Source organism: Cycloclasticus sp. P1, assembly GCF_000299965.1.
GTDB classification, from domain to species: domain Bacteria; phylum Pseudomonadota; class Gammaproteobacteria; order Methylococcales; family Cycloclasticaceae; genus Cycloclasticus; species Cycloclasticus pugetii.
Window position 1 is genome coordinate 908,649 of sequence record NC_018697.1, and the last position, 19,395, is coordinate 928,043.

A 19,395-nucleotide genomic window follows, 5' to 3' on the forward strand; every position below is an offset into this window, starting at 1 on the left:
ACGGGAGCGGTAAATACAGGGGTTATATTATTTGGAAATAAAAGTTTGCCTATACATAGGCCCTAAGGAGGCGTGCAATGATTGAGATTGATAAGCTGGTGAGTGAAGACGGCGCATACGTAAGCCGTGAAATATTCGGCGATGCAGACATTCATAAACTGGAAATGAAGCAGGTATTTGGTCGTAGCTGGTTGTTTTTAGCGCATGAAACGCAACTACCTGATTCGCAGGATTACTTAACTACTTTTATGGGTGAAGACCCCGTTATTGTCATCCGCCAAGAAGATGGAACCTTAAAAGCTTTTTTAAATGCGTGTACACACCGTGGGCCATTGCTGTGTGCCTCTGAAGAAGGCAATGCAACTAACTTTACCTGCCCGTATCACGGTTGGGTGTTCGGCTCGAGCGGTGATTTGTTAGATGTGCCACATGAAGGGAGCAGTGGTTGGCATAACGAGCTTAACAAAGAACGGCATGGGTTAAAGCCAATCCGCGTTGAGTCGTACAAAGGCTTGTATTTTGGAAATTTTGATGAGCAAGCACCGTCTCTTGATGATTATTTAGGTGATTATAAATGGTATGTGGACGCCATATTCTCACCTTTACCAACAGGTGTTGAATTTCTTGGAGGACCGATGCGGCAACGTTTGCAATGCAATTGGAAAGTCGCTTCAGAAAATATCTTCGCTGACACGTACCACGTTTTTGCAGCTCACGGCCAAGCGGCAAGAATTTGTATGGAAGGTAAAGAAGGCGGTATTGGAATAGAAGAGAATGATGATAAAGAAGGTGATGCGCTTGGTGTCGCTGTTACTGTTAATGGACACAGCATGGGTCTGCACTTTGATGGTATGGGAGCTTATGTGCTGAATAAAAATATGGCTGAATGGATGGCTTACCTTGGTTCGCAACGTGAAAACTATATTAAACACCTAGGTCCCCGTAGAGGCATGATGCCAGGCTCATCAATTAATGGTGGGATCTTCCCTAATTTCATGTTTGTCCCCGGGTTTACCTTTAGACAGATTCACCCATTAGGTCCCAATGAATGTGAAATTTGGATGTGGACGGTGGTTGAAAAGGATATGCCGCTTGAGCTTAAACACGAACAAGTAAAAGCCAATGCTCGAATGTTGGGAACGTCTGGATTATTTGAAACCGATGATTGTGCCAATATGGAACGTATTGATAATACGGTTTCTGCTTACCAAGGGTCTAAATTAATTTCAAACTACTCAATGGGGCTTGGGCGTGAGCAAAAACGAGATGATTTGCCCGGCTTGACTGATCAGCGTATGTCAGACACTGGGTTTAGGGGCTATTACCGTCGCTGGGCGTTGTTTATGAAAGCGGATAAATCAAGTGATATCCCCTTGGATGCACCAAGAAGTATAGAAGGAGCCGAATAATGACTACGATTGAAGAAAAAGTGAGTATGGAGTTGCATCATGATGTTGAACAGTGCCTGTTTTATGAGGCTCGCTTATTAGATGATTTTAATTTTGACGGTTGGCGAGAATTATTAGCAGCTGACCTGCACTACTGGATTCCGGCCCGTCGTAGCCGTTATGTAAGAGAAAAGAGGGCAGAGTGGGCTATTGATAATGATCATTATGATGATGACATGAGCTCAATGGATTTGCGTTTAAAGCGCTTATCCAAACCAATGCAGTCAAGTCTTGACCCTCGTCCACGTGAGGTACGTAGCATTTCTAACATTGAAGTTAGCTATGGGGGAAGCACTCAAGAACTAAGAGTTGACTCGGTGATTTTATTTATGCGAAATCGTATGCTCGACCAAGAAAAGCATATTGCCGCCCGTCGGCAAGATGTTTGGCGAATTATGGATAACGGGAGGTTTGAGTTGGTTAAAAGAAAGGTGTTAATCACTCAAAATTCAATCCTGATGGCCAATATGAATAGTTTGTTGTAGGAAATTAGAGGAATTAAATTGTGAATAGATTAGATTTTGAATCAGATGTATTGGTTATTGGTGGTGGCTTCGGTGGGGCAGTTGCTGCACTGCGGGCAGCAGAGTTAGGTCAGAGTGTTACGCTAGTGGAAAAAGCAGTTGTGTCCCGCGCAGGCCCATCAACCTATGTGCATAGCCAATATGCACCAGATAAGAAAGTTGAAGGTGAAGAACTAGAAGCGTGGATGGATGAGTTCGTGGTTGGTGCTAATTACATGGCTGATCAGGACTGGGTGGAGCAGTACATTCTAGAGGCATATGATAGAACGCAGGAGATGATTAAATTAGGCGTTCCTTATGCTAAAGATGCGGAAGGTAACTTGAGGTATGTTAGTGTTCGTGGCCATAAACTAGGGACTACATTAGGGGTTGATGGTCGTGCGTGCATGGAAGTGCTCAGACGAAGAATGAAAGCCAAGCGAGTTAAACTAGTCGAAAAGGTGGCTGTTATTGAGCTGTTGACCAGTGATAACAAATACCCAACTAATGGTTCAATCGTTGGCGCTGTTGGTGTGCATATTCGCACGGGGCAGCCGCACGTTTTCAAAGCGAAAAGCGTTATATTAAATAGCGGACCTTTCTATCCAAAAATTCATTATGCATTCGGCGATCACTGTACGGGTGAAATTCATGCTGCCGCATGGCGTGCAGGCGCTGAGTTTGCTGGGATGGAGTTTGCTACATTTGCTGCATGGAGTAACTTTAATAATAAGTTTTTTACCCCTGGCCAAGCAAAGATACAAGGGGTCGGTGCGCACTTCAAAAATGCAAGTGGCGAACGCTTTATGGAAAAGTATGATCCAATTTGGGGTGAGTTGTCTGGCTTATTCCAGATTGCAAGAGCCATTATTACAGAGAACATTGAAGGCAGAGGGCCATGTTATTTAGACCTTCGTCATGTATCAGAAGAAGATATTAAGGTACTGTATGAGGTGAGCCCCTCAGTTGAAAGGGCTTTTAACGAGTTTAAAATTGACCCGTCTAAAGATACATTAGAGCTGGGGCCGTTCGTTGTTATTGGCACCTTAAGCTCTAGCGGACCAAATATTGGTCTTAATGCTGAAACCAGTATTCCTGGTCTGTATGCGACTGGTTACGGTACGTCTTGTCCGCACTTAATGTCAGGTATCTCGGGCAGTGGTATTTCAACATTTTCAATGGTTGGTGGGCATCGTGCCGCTGAACATGCAAAAAAACGTTCAGATGAGCTTCAAATTCCATCGATTAATGAGGGACGAGTTGATGAAATTTTAACAGCGTATTTCAAACCAATGAAAAAACTCCGCCAAGTAAGGTCGTCAGATATTTGGATGGAAATTGGTGAGATTACATCAACGGCGGAGTTCGCATTATTTAAAACAGAGAAGCGAATTAAGCATGTCATTAATCAACTTAAAACACTGCGTGAAGAACGGATACCTAAGATTTTTGCACCTGATATGCATGAGTTGGAAAAGGCGCATGAAGTTAAAAATTACTTAGATATGGCAATATTAGCTTGCTTTGCCATGCTAGAGCGAACTGAAAGTCGCGGGGAGCTATTCCGTGTTGATTACCCATATCAAGACAATGATAACTGGCTTAAATGGTTGCTAGTGAAAAAGGTAGACGGCGAAGAAGACCCAGTTTTTACACACCATGATTTAGATTACGACAAATGGCGAATAAAGCCGCCCACCGGTCGGTTACCAAGCCCATATCCTGTCCCTGAACGCTTTGCTGAGGAGAAATAACGATGATTGAACATATAGATTTAGACCTGTGCGATGGCTGTAATGTTTGCATAGAAAGTTGCCCAACAGATGTGATTCGTTTGGTAGAAGATGGTTATCCTTGGGAAGTAAAAGGTTGGAAGGTTGTCGTTGCTTATCCTAATGAATGTCACTCATGCCGCTTATGCGCTATTGATTGCCATGTTGATGCGATAACAGTGACACATGAGCTTCATATTCCAGCACCTTTCCTTGACTATCAACGTACTTAATTATCATTTACGTAACCGAATAACTAATAGGAGATAACATGCTAATTTGTGCAGGTGAGCGAGGACTATTCACATTAAATGATGCAGGTGATATTGGAGATGCTGTATATCATGGTAAGCAATTTATGGCGATGGCGAGCCATGCCTCTACAGTTGTCGTAAGTATTTTTAAAAAAGGGGTAATTATATCAACAGATTGTGGCCAAAGCTGGCAGGATATTACAGAGGATTTACCGTATACAGATGTTCGATCCTTGGCGATTGATCCCCAATGCCCCACACGAATTTATGCGGGTACGGAGCCCGCTAATATATATTGTTATGAAGGCTCGAAATGGGTGAGCTGTGGTGATCTTAGCAAAGTTCCAGAATCTAAAGACTGGAGCTTTCCGGTTCCACCTAAAGTGCCACATGTACGTTCTATCGTAGTTGATCCAACTAATTCAAATACTATTTACGCACTGATTGAAGTGGGTTCGTTTTTAATTAGCCATGACCGGGGTGAAACATGGAAAGCAGCTACAGGTGTAGGGCATGATTTACATAGGGTCATAGTGCACCCAGGTAACACAGATGTTTTAATTGCTGCAACTGGAACAGATACGGGTGTCTATAAGGGTGGTCAAGGAATCTATCGCAGCGAGGATGCAGGTGAGACATGGCGACAGGCAAATGACGGGTTGGAGCACCGAATTTATTGTGAAGATGCGATAGGTTTTGCCGAAAATGATGCTAATACAGTATTTTTAGCTGCTGCTGATGGTATTCCTCCACATTGGGCTTCTCTAATTAAACTAACGATAGGGGCGCTAAAGGGGAATGTTTACTTCTTGTCTCCTTCTAAATTAAGGCGCCGCAAGGGTGCTGATATTACTATCTATAGAAGTGTAGATGCTGGTGCTAGTTGGTTGCCAGTCCCTGATAAAACGCAACATGCACTTTTTGACATGGTTTGGGCTTTAGAGACTGGACTTTCAGATGACGGTCGGCCAGCAGTTTATTACGGAACGACAGGCGGTGAAATCTGCGCCTCATTTGATGGCGGAGATTCATGGGGTTTGCTAGCGAATAACTTGGGCGCCATTACTCATTTGCATCCAATGGGCTAGTTAAACAGATATTTAGGAGAAGAAAATGACTGATTTCGAAAAAATTAGAGGCTCAATTGCCAACCGTTTTGGTAGTTCTGCAGATATCCCCAAAGAAATATTTTCTGATGAAGCTGTATACCAACATGAACTGGAGCAGTTTTTCTATGGAGCCTATTGGCACCCACTTGCACATAGGGCCGAATTAGCAGAGTTAGGTAGTTTTAAAACCACATGGTTGGCAGAGGTACCCATACTTATTACAAGAACAAAAGATGATGATATTAAAGCATTTGTAAACAGTTGCTCGCATAGAGGTGCGTTACTGGAACAACGAGCTTGTGGTGTCGCTGAGGAATTTGAATGCCCCTATCATCGCTGGCTTTTTGACAATAAAGGTTCTTTTTGTGGTGCTCCGGGTCAGCGTGAGTTTCGTTCTGATTTTAAACGTGAAGATTATGGACTTGCGTCGTTGCGTGTTGCAGAACATGCTGGTTTGATATTTGTGACTCGCGACCCTTTGGCACCTACGTTGAAAACTTTTTTGGGAGATGCAGCACCATCCTTATCCGACTGTATGCTTGACGATGGTAAATTGGAATTAATTGGCTACCAAAAAGTTATCTACCAGGCAAACTGGAAAGCCTATATTGATAATGATCCTTACCATGCGCCTCTGTTACACACAGCGTTTAAATTGCTCGATTGGCAAGGTTCTAAGGGAGAATTAATCAACGCAGATCCCTATGGCCATATGTGTATTAACTATCAAGTTAAACACTATAAAGACAATGGCTTTTTAAATGACCCAAGTTCTGTTGAATTTCACGGAACAGATGATAGAGCGAGAGTTGTCGCATTAAGGCCAGTAACCGGTATAACAAAGCATTTAGATACTATTAATGTACGGTTTGCACGCCCATTAGGTGTCAACCAGACGGAAGTGCACTATACGTTTTTTGGTCATCAGAGTGATACTTCAGAATATCGGGAGCATCGCATTCGCCAGTCCTCAAACCTTCTCGGGCCTTCTGGTTATATTAGTATTGAAGATGCTGCTATATACAACCGAGTTCAAGCTACAACACGTGACGGAGGCTTAGCCCACTTTGTAAAAGGTGTTGGCAAACCAAGGGAAGAGTGGACGCAAAATGATGAGGCCAGTAACACGGTATGGTGGGAGCACTATCGCGATGTTATGGGTTTTAGCAGCTTAGAGGGTGAATGACATGAATGAATATATAGAGAATTGCTACAAAATAGATGATTTGCTCGCGACCTATGGCTACGTGCTTGATAAAAAAGAGTTTGACGGTTGGGTGGGCTTATTTGCAGAAGAGGCTGCCTACCATGTTTTTAGTATGGACAACGTTGAACGGGGCCTACCGTTGGCTTATATGATGGACGATAACAAAGAAAGAATCCTTGATAAAGTAAAAGTTATAGAGGATGTTTGGGCGGGTACGGTCGAACCTTATCGAACAAGGCACACTATCCAACGCAATATGGTGATGGACTTAGGCAGTGGCTTATATGAAGTGCATTCTAATTTTGTTATTGCTTATACGGAAGCATCTGGCGTGGCGGGTATTATTGCAATGGGACACTATGAAGATATGGTTCAAATAACAGGTTCAAGTGCCGTATTCGTTTCTAAAACCGCTTTTATCGACAATACACCACCAAGGTATCTAGTGTACCCACTATAAAAATTAACACACGGTTAAAAGGAATGATTTTATGAAAGCAGCGATGTTACTGGGGAACCAGTCGATAGAAATAAAAGAAATAGCTGAGCCGACACCTGAGGCAAATGAAGTTATTTTGAAAGTTGGTTATACGGGTATTTGTGGTACAGACTTACACGAGTACCAGGCGGGGCCCATGTTTGCAAAAGCTAATGTAGTGCTTGGGCATGAAACGGCCGGAACCATTGTTGCTTGTGGAAATATGAGTAATAAATTCTCTATTGGCAGCCGGGTCACTGTTATTCCAATGGATTATTGTGGACAGTGTCATTACTGCGTTCATGGTTTATATCACCTTTGTGAGCAACCGGGTTGGGTTGGGTTTACGCGAAATGGCGCGTTTGCTCCTTATGTTGCAGTCCCAGAACGTTTGCTTGTTGCTTTACCAGAAGATGTGTCTCTTGAAGTTGGCGCACTTACAGAACATTTTGCTGTTGCTTTTCATGCTGTAAGAAGGGCTAGGTTGCAAGTGGGCGAAAGAATTTTAATCCTAGGTGCAGGTCCTTTAGGCTTAGCTGTCATGCAATGTGCATTAGCCGCTGGTGCATCGGATGTATTGGTCACAGAAACAAATAAGTTAAGGTTAGAAACAGCCAGCTCGCTAGGTGCTACACAGGTATATAACCCGGTAGAAGAGGGTGCTGAAGAACGAGTCATGCAACGAACAGGAGGGATTGGTGTTGATGTGGTCTTTGACTGCGCGGGAACTCAAAAGGCCCTTGAACTTGGTTTTAGCTGTTTACGTAAGCGAGGGCGTTTTATTGAAATGTCGGCTTGGGGTGAAGTTGCCAAGATTAACACTAATAATAGTTTGTTAGCCGAGCATGAAATTATCTTTATGTTTGGGTATGAGATGCACGATGACTTTCCGGCAGTTTTGGGCTTAATGGCTCGCGGTGTTATTGACGCTGGCAAGCAGATAACCAAGAAAATTTCACTGGATGAAATTGTAAAAGAGGGAATATTGCCTCTTGTAAACGGCACGGGAGAAGAAGTTAAAGTACTAGTGGACCCGGCTAGGTAATATTTAAAAAATAATAATTTGCTAATGAAAGTTTATCCTTATATTCGAAAGTGCTAATGTTTAGAAGTGGGCGTTAATTGGGCGCCAAAAGGAGAGAGTAATTTAGTGGTACAACGTAAATAAAATGACAAGAGGATGAATTGTGAAAATAAAAAATAGAAAAATAATAAATCATTTAGCGGGGGTAACGGCAATCGCAGTATCTTGCACTAGTGTTATGGCTAAACCCTATTTAGATGGTGATTTAAATATAACGGGGTTTGTTAGAGCGCAAACGGCTATCTCTACAACCAACGATAAAAATCCTGCCAATGCGGCATTGGGTAAAGCAGATAACCCGGATTTTAATTTAAACCGTGTTTGGGGTATTGCGGATTTTGATTATCGGCCTGAAAGTTTAAGGAAAGGGATGTTCGATAGTGTGCGTTTATTTTCACGGATAAAATTTGCCTACGACTTAACGGAAGACTTAAGTGGTGGTATTGATGAATATGATGCTTTTCCTGCATCCAATAACCTTAAAGATCGTGGCACGATGATGAATGCGAGCAACGACACGGCTTCAGCAGAAATCTGGGAATTATTTGTCGATGTTAGAAAGGGTAATTTCTGGACACGCTTAGGTCGTCAAAACATTGTTTGGGGTGAGTCAGATGGTGTTAGGTTATTAGATGTTGTTAACCCATTAGATAATGCATGGCATCCATTTGAAGGAGGTGGTGAATTATTTGATCATCGTCGTATTCCATTATGGATGGCGCGATTTACGTATCAACTACCTATCAAAGATATGAGTGTGGACTTCTTTTATAACCCAGGTGACTTTGTACCCACCGTACAAGCTGATATAGGCGCACCTTTCAATGTAAACCCATTGCCACGAAATGGTGTGGCCGATCCAGCTGATGCAGGATTGCAATATGGCACGCCTGACGGATTTGGCGGGTTTGTACCATCAGGGATTCCTCTTGCTGCAGGCTCTACCTTCATCACAGCAGATGATACGAATGATAGACGCGGTGATGACCAATGGGGAATTCGCTTATTAGGCTCAGTCGGTAGTTTTAACTACACCTTAAATTATTTGAGTTTAATTGACCAAGATGGAGTAACGTCTGCTATTGGTTCAGTTCCAGTTAATGTTCCAGCGGGTCCATTCCCTGGTGCTGGCGCATTTGTTGGTTTCCTACCTGTACTCGAAGTGACGCATGAGCGCCTAGACATAGCCGGTGCTTCATTTAACTGGTATTCCGACAGTATTGCGACGGTATTTAGAGGAGAGATGTCTTATACCTTTGATAAGCCCTTTGCAAAATCCACCTCAAATCTTGTGTTTGGCCCGTTTGGTCCTACAAATCCACAAGATGCATTGGGTGTTGTTCATCGTGATGAAATGAAAATAATGTTAGGCATAGATCGTCCAACGTTTATTTTTTCAAAAACAAGAACGATGAACATTTCAGCGCAGGTTATTTATACCGAACGTGAAAAAATCAACCTTGATACTGATATTAATGGCTTGCCAGCACGTAAAGATGAAACCCAATTAACGTTAAGCTTGAGTCAGCCATTTTATGGTGATCAGTTGTTTTTCGAGTTTTTTGGTCTTGTTGATCTAGACGATGGTTATTGGTTACAACCTCAAGTGCGGTGGCAACCAGGCGATAACTGGCGTGTATGGGCTTACTACAACGCAATTGGTGGTTCTGAAGAACGTAGTATTGCAGCCTTTAGCCACACAGATGAACTTAACCTAGCGGTGTCATATCAGTTTTAACGGTAAATTATAATTAAGAAGTTTGGAGATATAAAAAATGAAATACATTAATAAAGTTATATGTGCCTCATCAATTCTTTTATTGAGTGGTGCTGTTCAAGCTAAAGCCCCAATGGTAGGGGATATTATTGATGCAACAAATGTTAATGAGTATAAAGAATATATTTTAGACTCAACTGTTGAGCTCATCAAAATGGGGCTTGTACAAAAAGTAACAGAAACATCGGCTCCAGGGGCATTGGACAATATTGACTATATGGCTCTGTCTCGAAAAAATGCTGGTAAGGCAAAAATACTTGATGAATATGGGACTATTGGTCTCGCGGATGGGTCCCCTTGGATTGGCGGCATTCCTTTTTTAAAGCCTAAATCTGGTATTGAGGTTATGCAAAATTACCAAGTGGCAAATATTGGTTTGCAAGGCGATGATTGGTCTTCACCTAAGGGCGTTTTATCTCCTTTAAACCGTTTGTTCTATGTTGATGCTTCTGGTGAAGTGTATAAAAACCTTGTTATGGCCGGTGCACAAATCAATATGTCTGCAAGGACTCAAGTTGAACCAAAGCCCTACATAGATGGCTACGATGATGAGCTGTTACGGCGCTTTTTTGTATTCTTAGAACCGTATGATGTTAGAGGTATTGTGACGCTTGATATTCAATTTCAGAATCAAAGCCGTTTGCCAGAATCATATGTCTACCTACCCTCTTTTAGACGGGTTCGACAGGTGTCTACAGCACAAAGGGCCGATGCTGTGGCAGGCTCTCAAATGACACAAAGTGATATAAGTGGTTTTTCCGACCCTCTAGGTTTATGGAGCTTTAAAATCCTTGAAACTAAGAAAATGTTGGTGCATACACATGGGTCAGTTGATGTTGCGCAATACCCCGAAGAAGTTACATTTCATAAAGGGTACTTCCCAAATGCACAACGTCCAGTTGAGTTAAGGGATGTTTTTATTATTGAAGCGACTCCAAGAAACCCAGATATTATTTATGGGAAAAAGATAATGACCATTGATGTCGAAACATTTAGAACATCGGATTTTGCAATTTACGATAAGCAAGGTACTTTATATAAAGCCTTTACTCAAGACTGGATTCTAAACGAAGAAAATCTTCCTCGCCCGGTCTGGTTGTCAATTTACAATCTTCAGACAAAGGAAGCGACATTGTCAGGTCAAGCATTCCTTAAGATAAATCAAAATCCTAGTTTAAGGTTCTTTGATAAGTCATCTATGAAGGATGCATCAAGGTAGCCATCGAGGCTGATAGACGCCTCTATGGCTTTTTATAGAGCCATAGAGACGTATTATAAGTTTTTTATTATTCTTGGCACCAATTTAGGCTTTAAGTTTTTGCTGAATCGAACTTGTAGGAAAAATATGTATTCCCTTGATATGATACGAAAAGGGCTGGTAGCCAGCACCTTATTGATAGTTACGTCTATCAATTATACGACAGACGTTTATGCGAATGCACCCGTTCAGAAAAGTGCAGCTAACGGAAAATTGTCGGCCCCTTCTATATTTGCTCAGCATGAATCAGGTGATTCAGTTGGCAATAAAAGGGATTCATTCTTTTCAATTACGTCACTGACACAGCAGAGTAAATTGCTGACAGGTACACGTGGGTCACTGTTTTTAGTGTCCAACGATGGCAGGTTTTCCAATATTAATATTGGGTCAAAGAAAAACCTGTACAGCGCTCTTAAACTACAAAATAGCACTGTTTTAATTGGGGCTGACAGAGGCCGGCTTTATAAAACAGATGTTTCGCTAAAAACATTTAAGCCAATTCAATTAAAGCAGAGTGAAGCTGTTTTTGATCTGCTAGAGGCAAATGATAACAAAGTGTTTGCTGTGGGAGCTTATGGTTTGTTTATGAGTGCAACCGCACCTTTTGAAACATGGTATGAAGAGCAGCTTCCTTGGGGGGTGTACTTGAAAAGGGCATGGAAAGAGCTTGGTGAATCATTACCACACTTATATTCATCATGCTCAAGCGAGGCAGGTGAAAGCTTCGTTGTGGGTGAATATGGCCTACTGCTTAAATATGAGGGTACGAAGTGGGTGAAATTGCACGGTGGTAGCATAGAGCCAGCCTTGTATGGCTGTGTTGTTTCGAATGAAGGACAAGATATTATAGCTGTAGGTCAAAAAGGGTTGGTTATCCATAGTTCTGACGGTGGTTTAAATTGGGAGAGCATAAAACTAAAAAAGGAATTTGATTTATACGGAATTAAACAAGTAAACGGTGTGAATATTTTAATAGCCAACTATCGCCAATTATTTATTTCAAAAAGTTGGAAGGACTGGTTTTGTAAAAGATTAAAAGGTGACGATCCCATAGGTTGGTATATCGATATGCTCTTTACGAACAATGAATTAGTAATGGTAGGCAATAAAGGCAACGTTAAGTCAACTCCATTGAATTTTATCGCTAATGTTTTTCATAGTAATGCTGATGTAAAGGGGTTTAAATCTTGTGAATAAATCTGCAAATAACATATATAAATATAGGCTATTGATTTTGTTGTTGGGACTTGCTGTAACAACTGTTGCAGCCTTTTATGCAAAGGATGTTGTTTTTAAAACGATTTACAGTGAAATGCTACCAAAGCATGACCCATTTATAAAAACACACCTTAAGTATCAAACTCAATACGGTGGACCACTTTCAGTGAGCATGATCCTTAAGGTTAAGGAGGGAAATATTATTCAAGCTGATATCTTGGAAAAAATTAAAAAGATGACAGAAGAGCTTGATGCAACTCCATATGTAAATCATGACCAAGTTTTCTCTATAGCATCAAGAAAAGTTAGATGGACAAAAGTTGATGAATATGGTTCTTATAGCGTTCCACTATTGCCCGCTGATAAACCTCTACCAAAATCAGTTAAAGAACTAGAAGATTTTGATTCTATTATAAAAAGCACGCCTGGGCTGATAGGTGTGTATGTGTCATTCGATAAAAAGGCTGCTTATTTTAAAGCAAATTTAATCCCAAATGAGATTGATTATACAAAGGTGTTTGCGCATTTGCGCAAGCTTGAAAAAACATATACAGATGATAAGTCAAAAGTTTATCTTTTTGGCGAACCGGTACTGACAGGTTGGGTATACACTAACAACCATGGTGTATTGAAGATACTATTACTATCCTTTCTTTTGATGTTAACGTTATTACTATACCTTTCAAAGAACATTCGATTGGTGTTTTTAGCTAGTATTGCGTCAGTTACAAGTGCTATCTGGGGGCTAGGATTTATAGGGGTTTTAGGTTGGTCAATGGACCCTTTGATCTTAGTTATACCAATGTTAGTAATGGCTCGTACATTAAGTCATTCAGTTCAAATGGGTATGCGCTATCTTGAGTTATATGACTACGGGAATAGCAAGAAAGACAATATTGTTTTGCTGATTAAAAAACAATTCAAACCGGGTGTGTTAGGTGTTGTAACAGATGCAGCAGGTATCTTTTTGATTGCAGTAGCTGATTTTACGATCATGCAAAAGTTGGCTATATTCGCTGGTGTATGGTCGTTGAGTGTAATTATCAGTGTTTTAATTATGATGCCGTTATTACTCAATTATATGAGGGAGCCAGTGAAGTTCGATTTGACTGAGCCTGCTTTTGATCGAGGTTACACGCATACATTACTTAAGGGCGTTTCTTATTTAACTGAAAGCTCAAAAAATAGGCAGGTCATTTGGGGGCTTTTATTAGTTATCACAGTTGTTTCCTTATGGGTTTCAAAAGATTTACAGGTAGGCGAGATCGAACCGGGGTCAAGCTTGTTATGGCAAGATTCTAGCTATAATCAAGCCGTTTCTTTACATGCTAAAAACTTTGTGGGGACGGATGAGTTGCTAGTTATAGTGGAACCACCACCAGTCGAAGGTAATACCAAAGCTGAGCTAAATCAGGGTGTCAGGTCCATTCAAATCATGAATAAAATGTGGGAATTCCAAAGGCAGATGTCTTCAGCTGGCTATGTATTAGGGAGCCTTTCATATATTGATTTATTACCCACGGTCAAAAGAAGTTTGTCTGGAAACTATCCTAAGTTTGAAGTGTTGCCCATCACGGATCAAGAGTTAGCCCAAAATATGGAGCTGATGCAATCAAGTTCGGCACCAGGTGATTTTGATTACTTTTTCAATCGACGTTACAAGGATGCCAGTATCCGTGTATTTGCTCCAGATCATAAAGCGGCAACAGTTAGGACGATGGTCGCAGCTGCCGAGAAAACAATAGAGAAAATTAATGAGGATACTTCGTTAGGGAATGGTGTTTTACGTATGGCTGCCGGCAGTATAGGTATTGCTGCGGCGACTAATAATGAAGTTTCAAAAGCACAGAGCCTTAATTTTATTTTAACTGTTCTGGCTATTATTGTTTTTCTTTGGATTGGGTACCGCTCATTCGTTGCCGTTATTATATTGCTAGTGCCTTTATTACTGACAGACGTGGTTATTGCTGCAATTATGGTTAAGTTGGGTATCAGTATAAATGTTAATACGTTACCCATATTATCCGTTGGTATGGGCATAGGTATTGATTATGGTATTTATCTATTGAGTCGGGCGATTGAGGAAAATAAAAATCCAGACCGACCAACGTTAAATCATGCGGTTGGGCATGCGATTTTCACCAGTGGTAGAGCCATTTTTGTGACTGCTATAACGATGGTTTTTGCTGTTGGTTCTTGGTATTTTATGTCGGATTTGCGTTTTCAGGCTGATATGGGGCTACTATTGGCGCTTATTATGATTATTAACTGTATTGGTGCTCTGGTATTAATTCCATTATTTGTTAATACCTTTAAACCAAAATTCTTTTGGCGACACGAGGAGGTGAAACGTTGATATTAGTAGTTAATAAACTAAAAATAATGAATCTAAACAATTTAATAGGAAAAAAGAAATGAGCGAAATAACTGAAGCTTCAACGAGTAACTATGCCACGATAAACGAAGAAGGGCTTGAGAATTTTAAAATCCATTATAATGATGCTGGGGAAGGTGACGTTGTCGTTATGTTGCACGGTGGGGGGCCGGGCGCAAGTGGTTGGAGCAACTACTACCGAAATATAAATGCTTTTGTTGATGCTGGTTATCGTGTATTACTGGTCGATTGCCCAGGGTTTAATAAATCGGGTGAAATCTGCAGCGATGTGGCAAGAGGCTTTTTAAATGCTCGTGCGGTAAAAGGTCTGCTCGACGTTCTCGGTATCGATAAGGTAGATTTGGTCGGTAACTCAATGGGAGGCGCCTCATCACTTAGCTTTGCACTTGATTACCCAGAACGGCTTAAAAAAATGGTGTTAATGGGGCCGGGTGGCTTGGGTAAAAGCTTAGTTCAACCAAGCCCGCAAGAAGGTATTCGTAAAATGTTCAAGCTGTATAACGAACCTACGTATGAAAACTTTGAAGACATGCTGGGTACATTTGTTTTTGCCCCAGAAAAAATCACTCAAGATTTAAGAGATGGGCGTTGGGCAAATATACAAGGAAACCTACAACACCTGAAGGACTTTGTAGAATCATTCAAAAAAGCACCGATAACTGCGTTGGACGTTACCCCAAGATTGGGTGAGATTAAGGCAAAAACACTCGTTACGTGGGGTAGAGATGATCGATTTGTACCTATTGACCATGGTTGGAAGTTAATAAATCACATGCCAGATGCGCAACTTCATGTGTTTCCACAATGTGGGCATTGGGCTCAATGGGAGCATGCGGAGTCTTTTAACGCCTTAGCAATTTCTTTTCTTAAGAATTAGTGGGTAAGTTTTTGTTAGTAGGTTTATAAAATAAGATATGGCATCGACAATAAAGCTTTATAACTATGGGTCACATTACGGCTTGGCTGATTTAAGCCCATTTGTTTTAAAAGTGGATGCCTATATGAAGTTTGCAAATATCCCTTTTGAAAGTAGTCCCGATTATAGAAACCCAAGGAAGGCTCCTAATGGGAAATTACCTTTTATAATTGATGAGGGCAAGACCATTAGTGACTCAGAATTTATTATTGCCTACTTGCAAGAAAAATTTGATGTTCAACTTGATTCAAAACTAACAACAAAAGAAAAAAGCACTTCGTATTTAATGGGGAAATCTCTTGATGAAAATTTATATTGGTGCCTAGTTTATTCTCGCTGGGCTATGGATGATACATGGGATTATATTAAAAAAGCATACTTTTCATCCATGCCATACCCCCTTAACAAAATTGTTCCCTTAATCGCTCGTAAAGAAGTTGTGAAAAACTTATACAAGCAAGGTATAGGCAGGCACTCTACGGAGCGAGTGTTAAAGCTAACGGAACGATCGTTTTCTGCCTTAGCATCTACGTTAAGTGATAAGCCATATTTCTTTGGGAATGCGCCTAGTTCATTTGATGCCGTGGCATTTGGAATTTTAGCTCAGTTCATTTGTGTACCCATAGACAATAAGGCCAATAACCTAGCTCGGAACTATTTAAATTTAGTTCAGTATTGTGAACGAATTTTGGCGGAATATTACCCAAATCAATAGTAAAAACTGTGCTGAAGAAAGGTCGGTTGTCACCTGTTTTATTAAATGTTTTTTGGTTTTCTTATTTGAAATGATTGCAATCACAAAAAACTAAAAAGCACAAAAATAACAACCCGAAGGTGAATCATTATTTGATGCTTATGTGTGTGTCAGTTTTGGAGGCTTATTGATACTAGAGGATATTTGGCTATATACGGCCAAAACTTAGAGCGATGATCAGGCGGTTAAGTACATTGGTGATATAGAGGCAGTATTTCTCTTATTAGTAGATAAGCCCTTTCTCTGTCGTGAACGGACTGAGCTTTAACCGCTAGTTCGAATGCACTGCTTTCAAAGACACTTAATTATATACAGACAGTTAGGGGGTGACAATCACTATCATTCGTATTCTTCATGAAAGTGTTGATGTTGAAGAGAGGCTTGAATTGCTGTCTGATGACTTGTCTTTTGCCGAGGCTTGATCGTTGTCTAGATAGTCGACTGATGTTTCTTTTCTGACAAGCTTATTAATCTCAACTGGCGTGACTCCAGCACTTATCGAGCAAGCACCCGTGCCAGATCGTCTATTGCCATAGCGCCCTATACTCGCAGTTGATTGATGTCCCATGATGTAACTGCGTTCTTTGTTGCTCATGTCAACTGACTTTAAATTAGATGCCAGTTGATGACGGAAGCTGTAAAAAACAATCTGTTTTTTACGCCTTGGCCATAGTTTCTTGGTGGCACGGTATAAGGCTTTTTGCAATGCTACTTGGCCTTTATCGGGATCTAGCTTAGCTAATGCTTTTATTGCTGTATCGAGCATGCAAGCAAATTTTTCATCTAATTGAATAATTCGATCGAGGCCACGTAAGCCATCTTCTGTTCTCTTGGCACTCGGGATAAAGAATTTGTTATTACCCAGCGATTTAATGTACAGCATTTCAGCTGGTCTACAGCCTGTGAATTTAGCGACAACAAGGGCGGCCTTTAGGTTTTTGTTCGATATTCCATGATAGAGGTTGAGAAACTCTTCATGTTTAACAGTCTTAACTTTTGGTGTTATATACGGTCTATCTAATGGCAATATGGTAGACGGGTATGTCTGCTTAGAGATACGTTTTGCTGGTTCAATATATCCCTTATCATGCTGGTCATATGAAATAGCACGCCGTAGTTTTCGCCAGGTATCTTGCTTGTGCTGACAGGCTAGTGATTGAAGGTGAGCGGCCATACTGTCTGGGGTAACATTCCCGGTAATACCTTTATAAAAGTTATTGGCTAAACCACGGTACTGCTTGATGGTTTTAGGTGATAACGCGTGGTTATCCATTAAATAGCCTTTGATGTTTAAACATACTTTGGACAGGAATTTTTGTCCGAAGTATGTGGGTGCTGAGGCTTTTCATCAGCGCCAAATGCTCTTGTTTTATCATGAATGCATATGAATGAGTGGTTATTAGCTCAACCTTTATTAGTGTCAATGTCGTGTTACTGTGCTGATACATTGTTGTGCTCAACTCTAGTTGTCTGACGGTGAAATTGGCTGTCGTATATAACGATAGGCTGCTTATTTGCCCAACGTTGATTCCCATTCATCAAGCTTAGCCACCGACCAGCGAGTTGAGCCTTTAATTTTAACAGGTGATGGCAGTGTACCTTCTTTAGCCCAACGCCAAATTGTGGCTTTTGTGACGTCATACCTATTGGCTAACGTGGTAACACTAATAAGTTTTTTATTGCCTAACATTTTCTTCCTTAATTAAGTCGTCTTTTATTAAGACTAGCGCTACACGACACATTTGTCATATTTGAAAAGCAAATTAAGTTAATAAAATTGATAGTAGGTCTCATCAAGTTGCTAAGCGCAGGTGTGAAGACTCGCCAACTATGCAAAACCTCCCCCATTCATCCATTAATATTGTTCTTTCATCTAGTAGCTCATTACGCGCATAGGCAGCACGTGTCTTATCATTATTAACATGTGCTAATGCCAATTCGGAGACCTCATCTAAAAATGTTGTATGTAAACGGGCCCAATCTTTGAGAGTAGAGCGAAAACCATTTGGGGTAGCAATGCGATTGCGCTGATCTGGATCAATATAACCAGCGCTTGCCGGGTTTTGTTTGATTTTAGCTTTATGCAACTTTAGGATGGGTTTCTTGCACGCCGAATCTGATAATGGGTTTCCTTGGGTGTTTCGGAAAACGTAGGGTGACTTTAAATCACGCTTTACTAAATTAAGGACAGATAATGCTGGGACGGACAGTGGAACCTTGTGTAACTTACCACCTTTCATTCTGTTGCCTGGGACGCACCATAACCCATTATTTATGTCTAGTTCGTTCCAGGTCATGTAACGGACTTCACCACCTCGAGAGCCGGTTAGTATGCTGAATGCTAATGCCCAAGCGCTCATGTAATTTTCTTGAAGTAATTTAATGAAAAATTCATTCATTTGATGAACTGGTAGAGCAGGGTGGTGGCGGTCATCTTTATCTTGGCTCTTTAGTACATCCTTAGGCTTAGCTAATAGGTTATCTAATCGGCCTTTCCATTGAGCGGGATTGGCTTTTGTACGAATCTCAGTTGTTATCGCATAATCGAAGACAGTTGCCATCCGTTGCCGAACCCTTGTGGCAGTTTCAGTCTTGGTCACCCAAATAGGCGTTAAGATGGCGAGCACATCATTAATGCCAATATCATCTACCCCCATATCACCCACGGTAGGGTAGGCGTAAGTCTCTAGCGTTGATATCCACTGTTGTGAATGTTTCTGGTTTTTGAATCCTGCTTTTTTAAATGCATGGCACTCTTGGGCTACTTCAGCAAAGGTTTTATTTTTACGTTGTTCAATGATTTGGGCTAGTTTGGTCTCTTTTGCTTGTTGAAGCGGGTCAATTCCTGACTTGACGAGTTCTCTAAGTTCACGTGCTTTTTCTCGGGCATCTGCCAGTGATATGGAGGGAAAGATCCCCAGCCCTATATCACGTCGCTTTTCGGCAATTTTGACTCGCAATAGCCATGATTTACCGGAAGGTGGCGTTACTTGTAGATATAAGCCTGCTACCCCACCCACAGGGTATCTGCCTTTATCACTTAACTGCCGTATTTCAATTGGTGTTAGCTCTTTAACTTTCTTCATCTGTCGTACCCCTCATCCTACCCATCATGTGGCGTGTGATTACATTTTACCAAATGAGACGAATTTGCCGAAATAAGGGTCTATTTATCAAAAGCTTAGTGTTACTTTTCGTTGCTTTATGATATTCTATGACACG

General features: G+C 41.1%; 17 protein-coding genes. 14 read left to right on the plus strand and 3 right to left on the minus strand.

The annotated features are described in order from the left end of the window. The first annotated feature begins 77 nt into the window (after nt 1-77). The 14 genes from Q91_RS04395 (at nt 78) to Q91_RS04460 (ending at nt 16,134) form a co-directional block, all read left to right on the plus strand. Complete coding sequence (locus Q91_RS04395; RefSeq protein WP_015005680.1) at nt 78-1,409, plus strand: aromatic ring-hydroxylating dioxygenase subunit alpha; 1,332 nt, start codon at nt 78-80, stop codon at nt 1,407-1,409. Beyond that, a complete protein-coding gene (locus Q91_RS04400) occupies nt 1,409-1,933 on the plus strand; it encodes an aromatic-ring-hydroxylating dioxygenase subunit beta (RefSeq protein WP_015005681.1) in 525 nt (174 codons plus the stop codon). The genes Q91_RS04395 and Q91_RS04400 overlap by 1 nt, the downstream gene beginning before the upstream one ends. Nucleotides 1,934-1,953: 20 nt before the next feature. Beyond that, a complete protein-coding gene (locus tag Q91_RS04405) occupies nt 1,954-3,705 on the plus strand; it encodes an FAD-binding protein (protein ID WP_015005682.1) in 1,752 nt (583 codons plus the stop codon). Between the two features lie 2 nt (nt 3,706-3,707). Then, nucleotides 3,708-3,956 (plus strand): ferredoxin family protein, encoded by a 249-nt coding sequence (locus tag Q91_RS04410; RefSeq protein WP_015005683.1) that lies wholly within the window; start codon nt 3,708-3,710, stop codon nt 3,954-3,956. A gap of 38 nt (nt 3,957-3,994) precedes the next feature. Beyond that, the gene (locus Q91_RS04415; RefSeq protein WP_015005684.1) at nt 3,995-5,065 is read left to right on the plus strand and encodes a sialidase family protein; all 1,071 of its coding nucleotides are present in this window, start codon (nt 3,995-3,997) and stop codon (nt 5,063-5,065) included. 25 nt (nt 5,066-5,090) lie between these two features. Continuing rightward, a complete protein-coding gene (locus Q91_RS04420; protein WP_015005685.1) occupies nt 5,091-6,272 on the plus strand; it encodes an aromatic ring-hydroxylating dioxygenase subunit alpha in 1,182 nt (393 codons plus the stop codon). A 1-nt stretch (nt 6,273) separates the two neighbouring features. Beyond that, nucleotides 6,274-6,753, plus strand: a complete 480-nt coding sequence (locus Q91_RS04425; protein WP_015005686.1) for an aromatic-ring-hydroxylating dioxygenase subunit beta — start codon at nt 6,274-6,276, stop codon at nt 6,751-6,753. A 31-nt stretch (nt 6,754-6,784) separates the two neighbouring features. Continuing rightward, entirely contained in the window at nt 6,785-7,816 is a 1,032-nt protein-coding gene (locus Q91_RS04430; RefSeq protein WP_015005687.1) for a 2,3-butanediol dehydrogenase, read from the plus strand. A 217-nt stretch (nt 7,817-8,033) separates the two neighbouring features. Next, nucleotides 8,034-9,593, plus strand: coding sequence for a DUF1302 family protein (locus Q91_RS04435; protein WP_148271124.1), 1,560 nt, complete (start codon nt 8,034-8,036; stop codon nt 9,591-9,593). Between the two features lie 37 nt (nt 9,594-9,630). Further along, the gene (locus Q91_RS04440; RefSeq protein WP_015005689.1) at nt 9,631-10,851 is read left to right on the plus strand and encodes a DUF1329 domain-containing protein; all 1,221 of its coding nucleotides are present in this window, start codon (nt 9,631-9,633) and stop codon (nt 10,849-10,851) included. A gap of 126 nt (nt 10,852-10,977) precedes the next feature. Then, nucleotides 10,978-12,087, plus strand: a complete 1,110-nt coding sequence (locus tag Q91_RS04445; protein ID WP_015005690.1) for a photosystem II stability/assembly factor-like protein — start codon at nt 10,978-10,980, stop codon at nt 12,085-12,087. Then, nucleotides 12,080-14,464 (plus strand): RND family transporter, encoded by a 2,385-nt coding sequence (locus tag Q91_RS04450; protein ID WP_238538361.1) that lies wholly within the window; start codon nt 12,080-12,082, stop codon nt 14,462-14,464. The genes Q91_RS04445 and Q91_RS04450 overlap by 8 nt, the downstream gene beginning before the upstream one ends. Nucleotides 14,465-14,522: 58 nt before the next feature. Further along, on the plus strand, nt 14,523-15,380 hold the full coding sequence (bphD, locus tag Q91_RS04455) for a 2-hydroxy-6-oxo-6-phenylhexa-2,4-dienoate hydrolase (protein ID WP_015005692.1): 858 nt from the start codon (nt 14,523-14,525) through the stop codon (nt 15,378-15,380). Between the two features lie 37 nt (nt 15,381-15,417). Next, nucleotides 15,418-16,134 (plus strand): glutathione S-transferase family protein, encoded by a 717-nt coding sequence (locus tag Q91_RS04460; RefSeq protein ID WP_015005693.1) that lies wholly within the window; start codon nt 15,418-15,420, stop codon nt 16,132-16,134. A gap of 391 nt (nt 16,135-16,525) precedes the next feature. On the opposite strand, the gene Q91_RS04465 is transcribed toward Q91_RS04460, so the two are convergent. From Q91_RS04465 to Q91_RS04475, 3 genes are all read right to left on the minus strand, one after another. Continuing rightward, complete coding sequence (locus tag Q91_RS04465; RefSeq protein ID WP_015005694.1) at nt 16,526-17,446, minus strand: site-specific integrase; 921 nt, start codon at nt 17,444-17,446, stop codon at nt 16,526-16,528. Between the two features lie 237 nt (nt 17,447-17,683). Further along, on the minus strand, nt 17,684-17,863 hold the full coding sequence (locus Q91_RS04470) for an AlpA family transcriptional regulator (RefSeq protein WP_015005695.1): 180 nt from the start codon (nt 17,861-17,863) through the stop codon (nt 17,684-17,686). Between the two features lie 103 nt (nt 17,864-17,966). Further along, nucleotides 17,967-19,259 (minus strand): integrase arm-type DNA-binding domain-containing protein, encoded by a 1,293-nt coding sequence (locus tag Q91_RS04475; RefSeq protein WP_015005696.1) that lies wholly within the window; start codon nt 19,257-19,259, stop codon nt 17,967-17,969. Nucleotides 19,260-19,395: the final 136 nt, after the last annotated feature.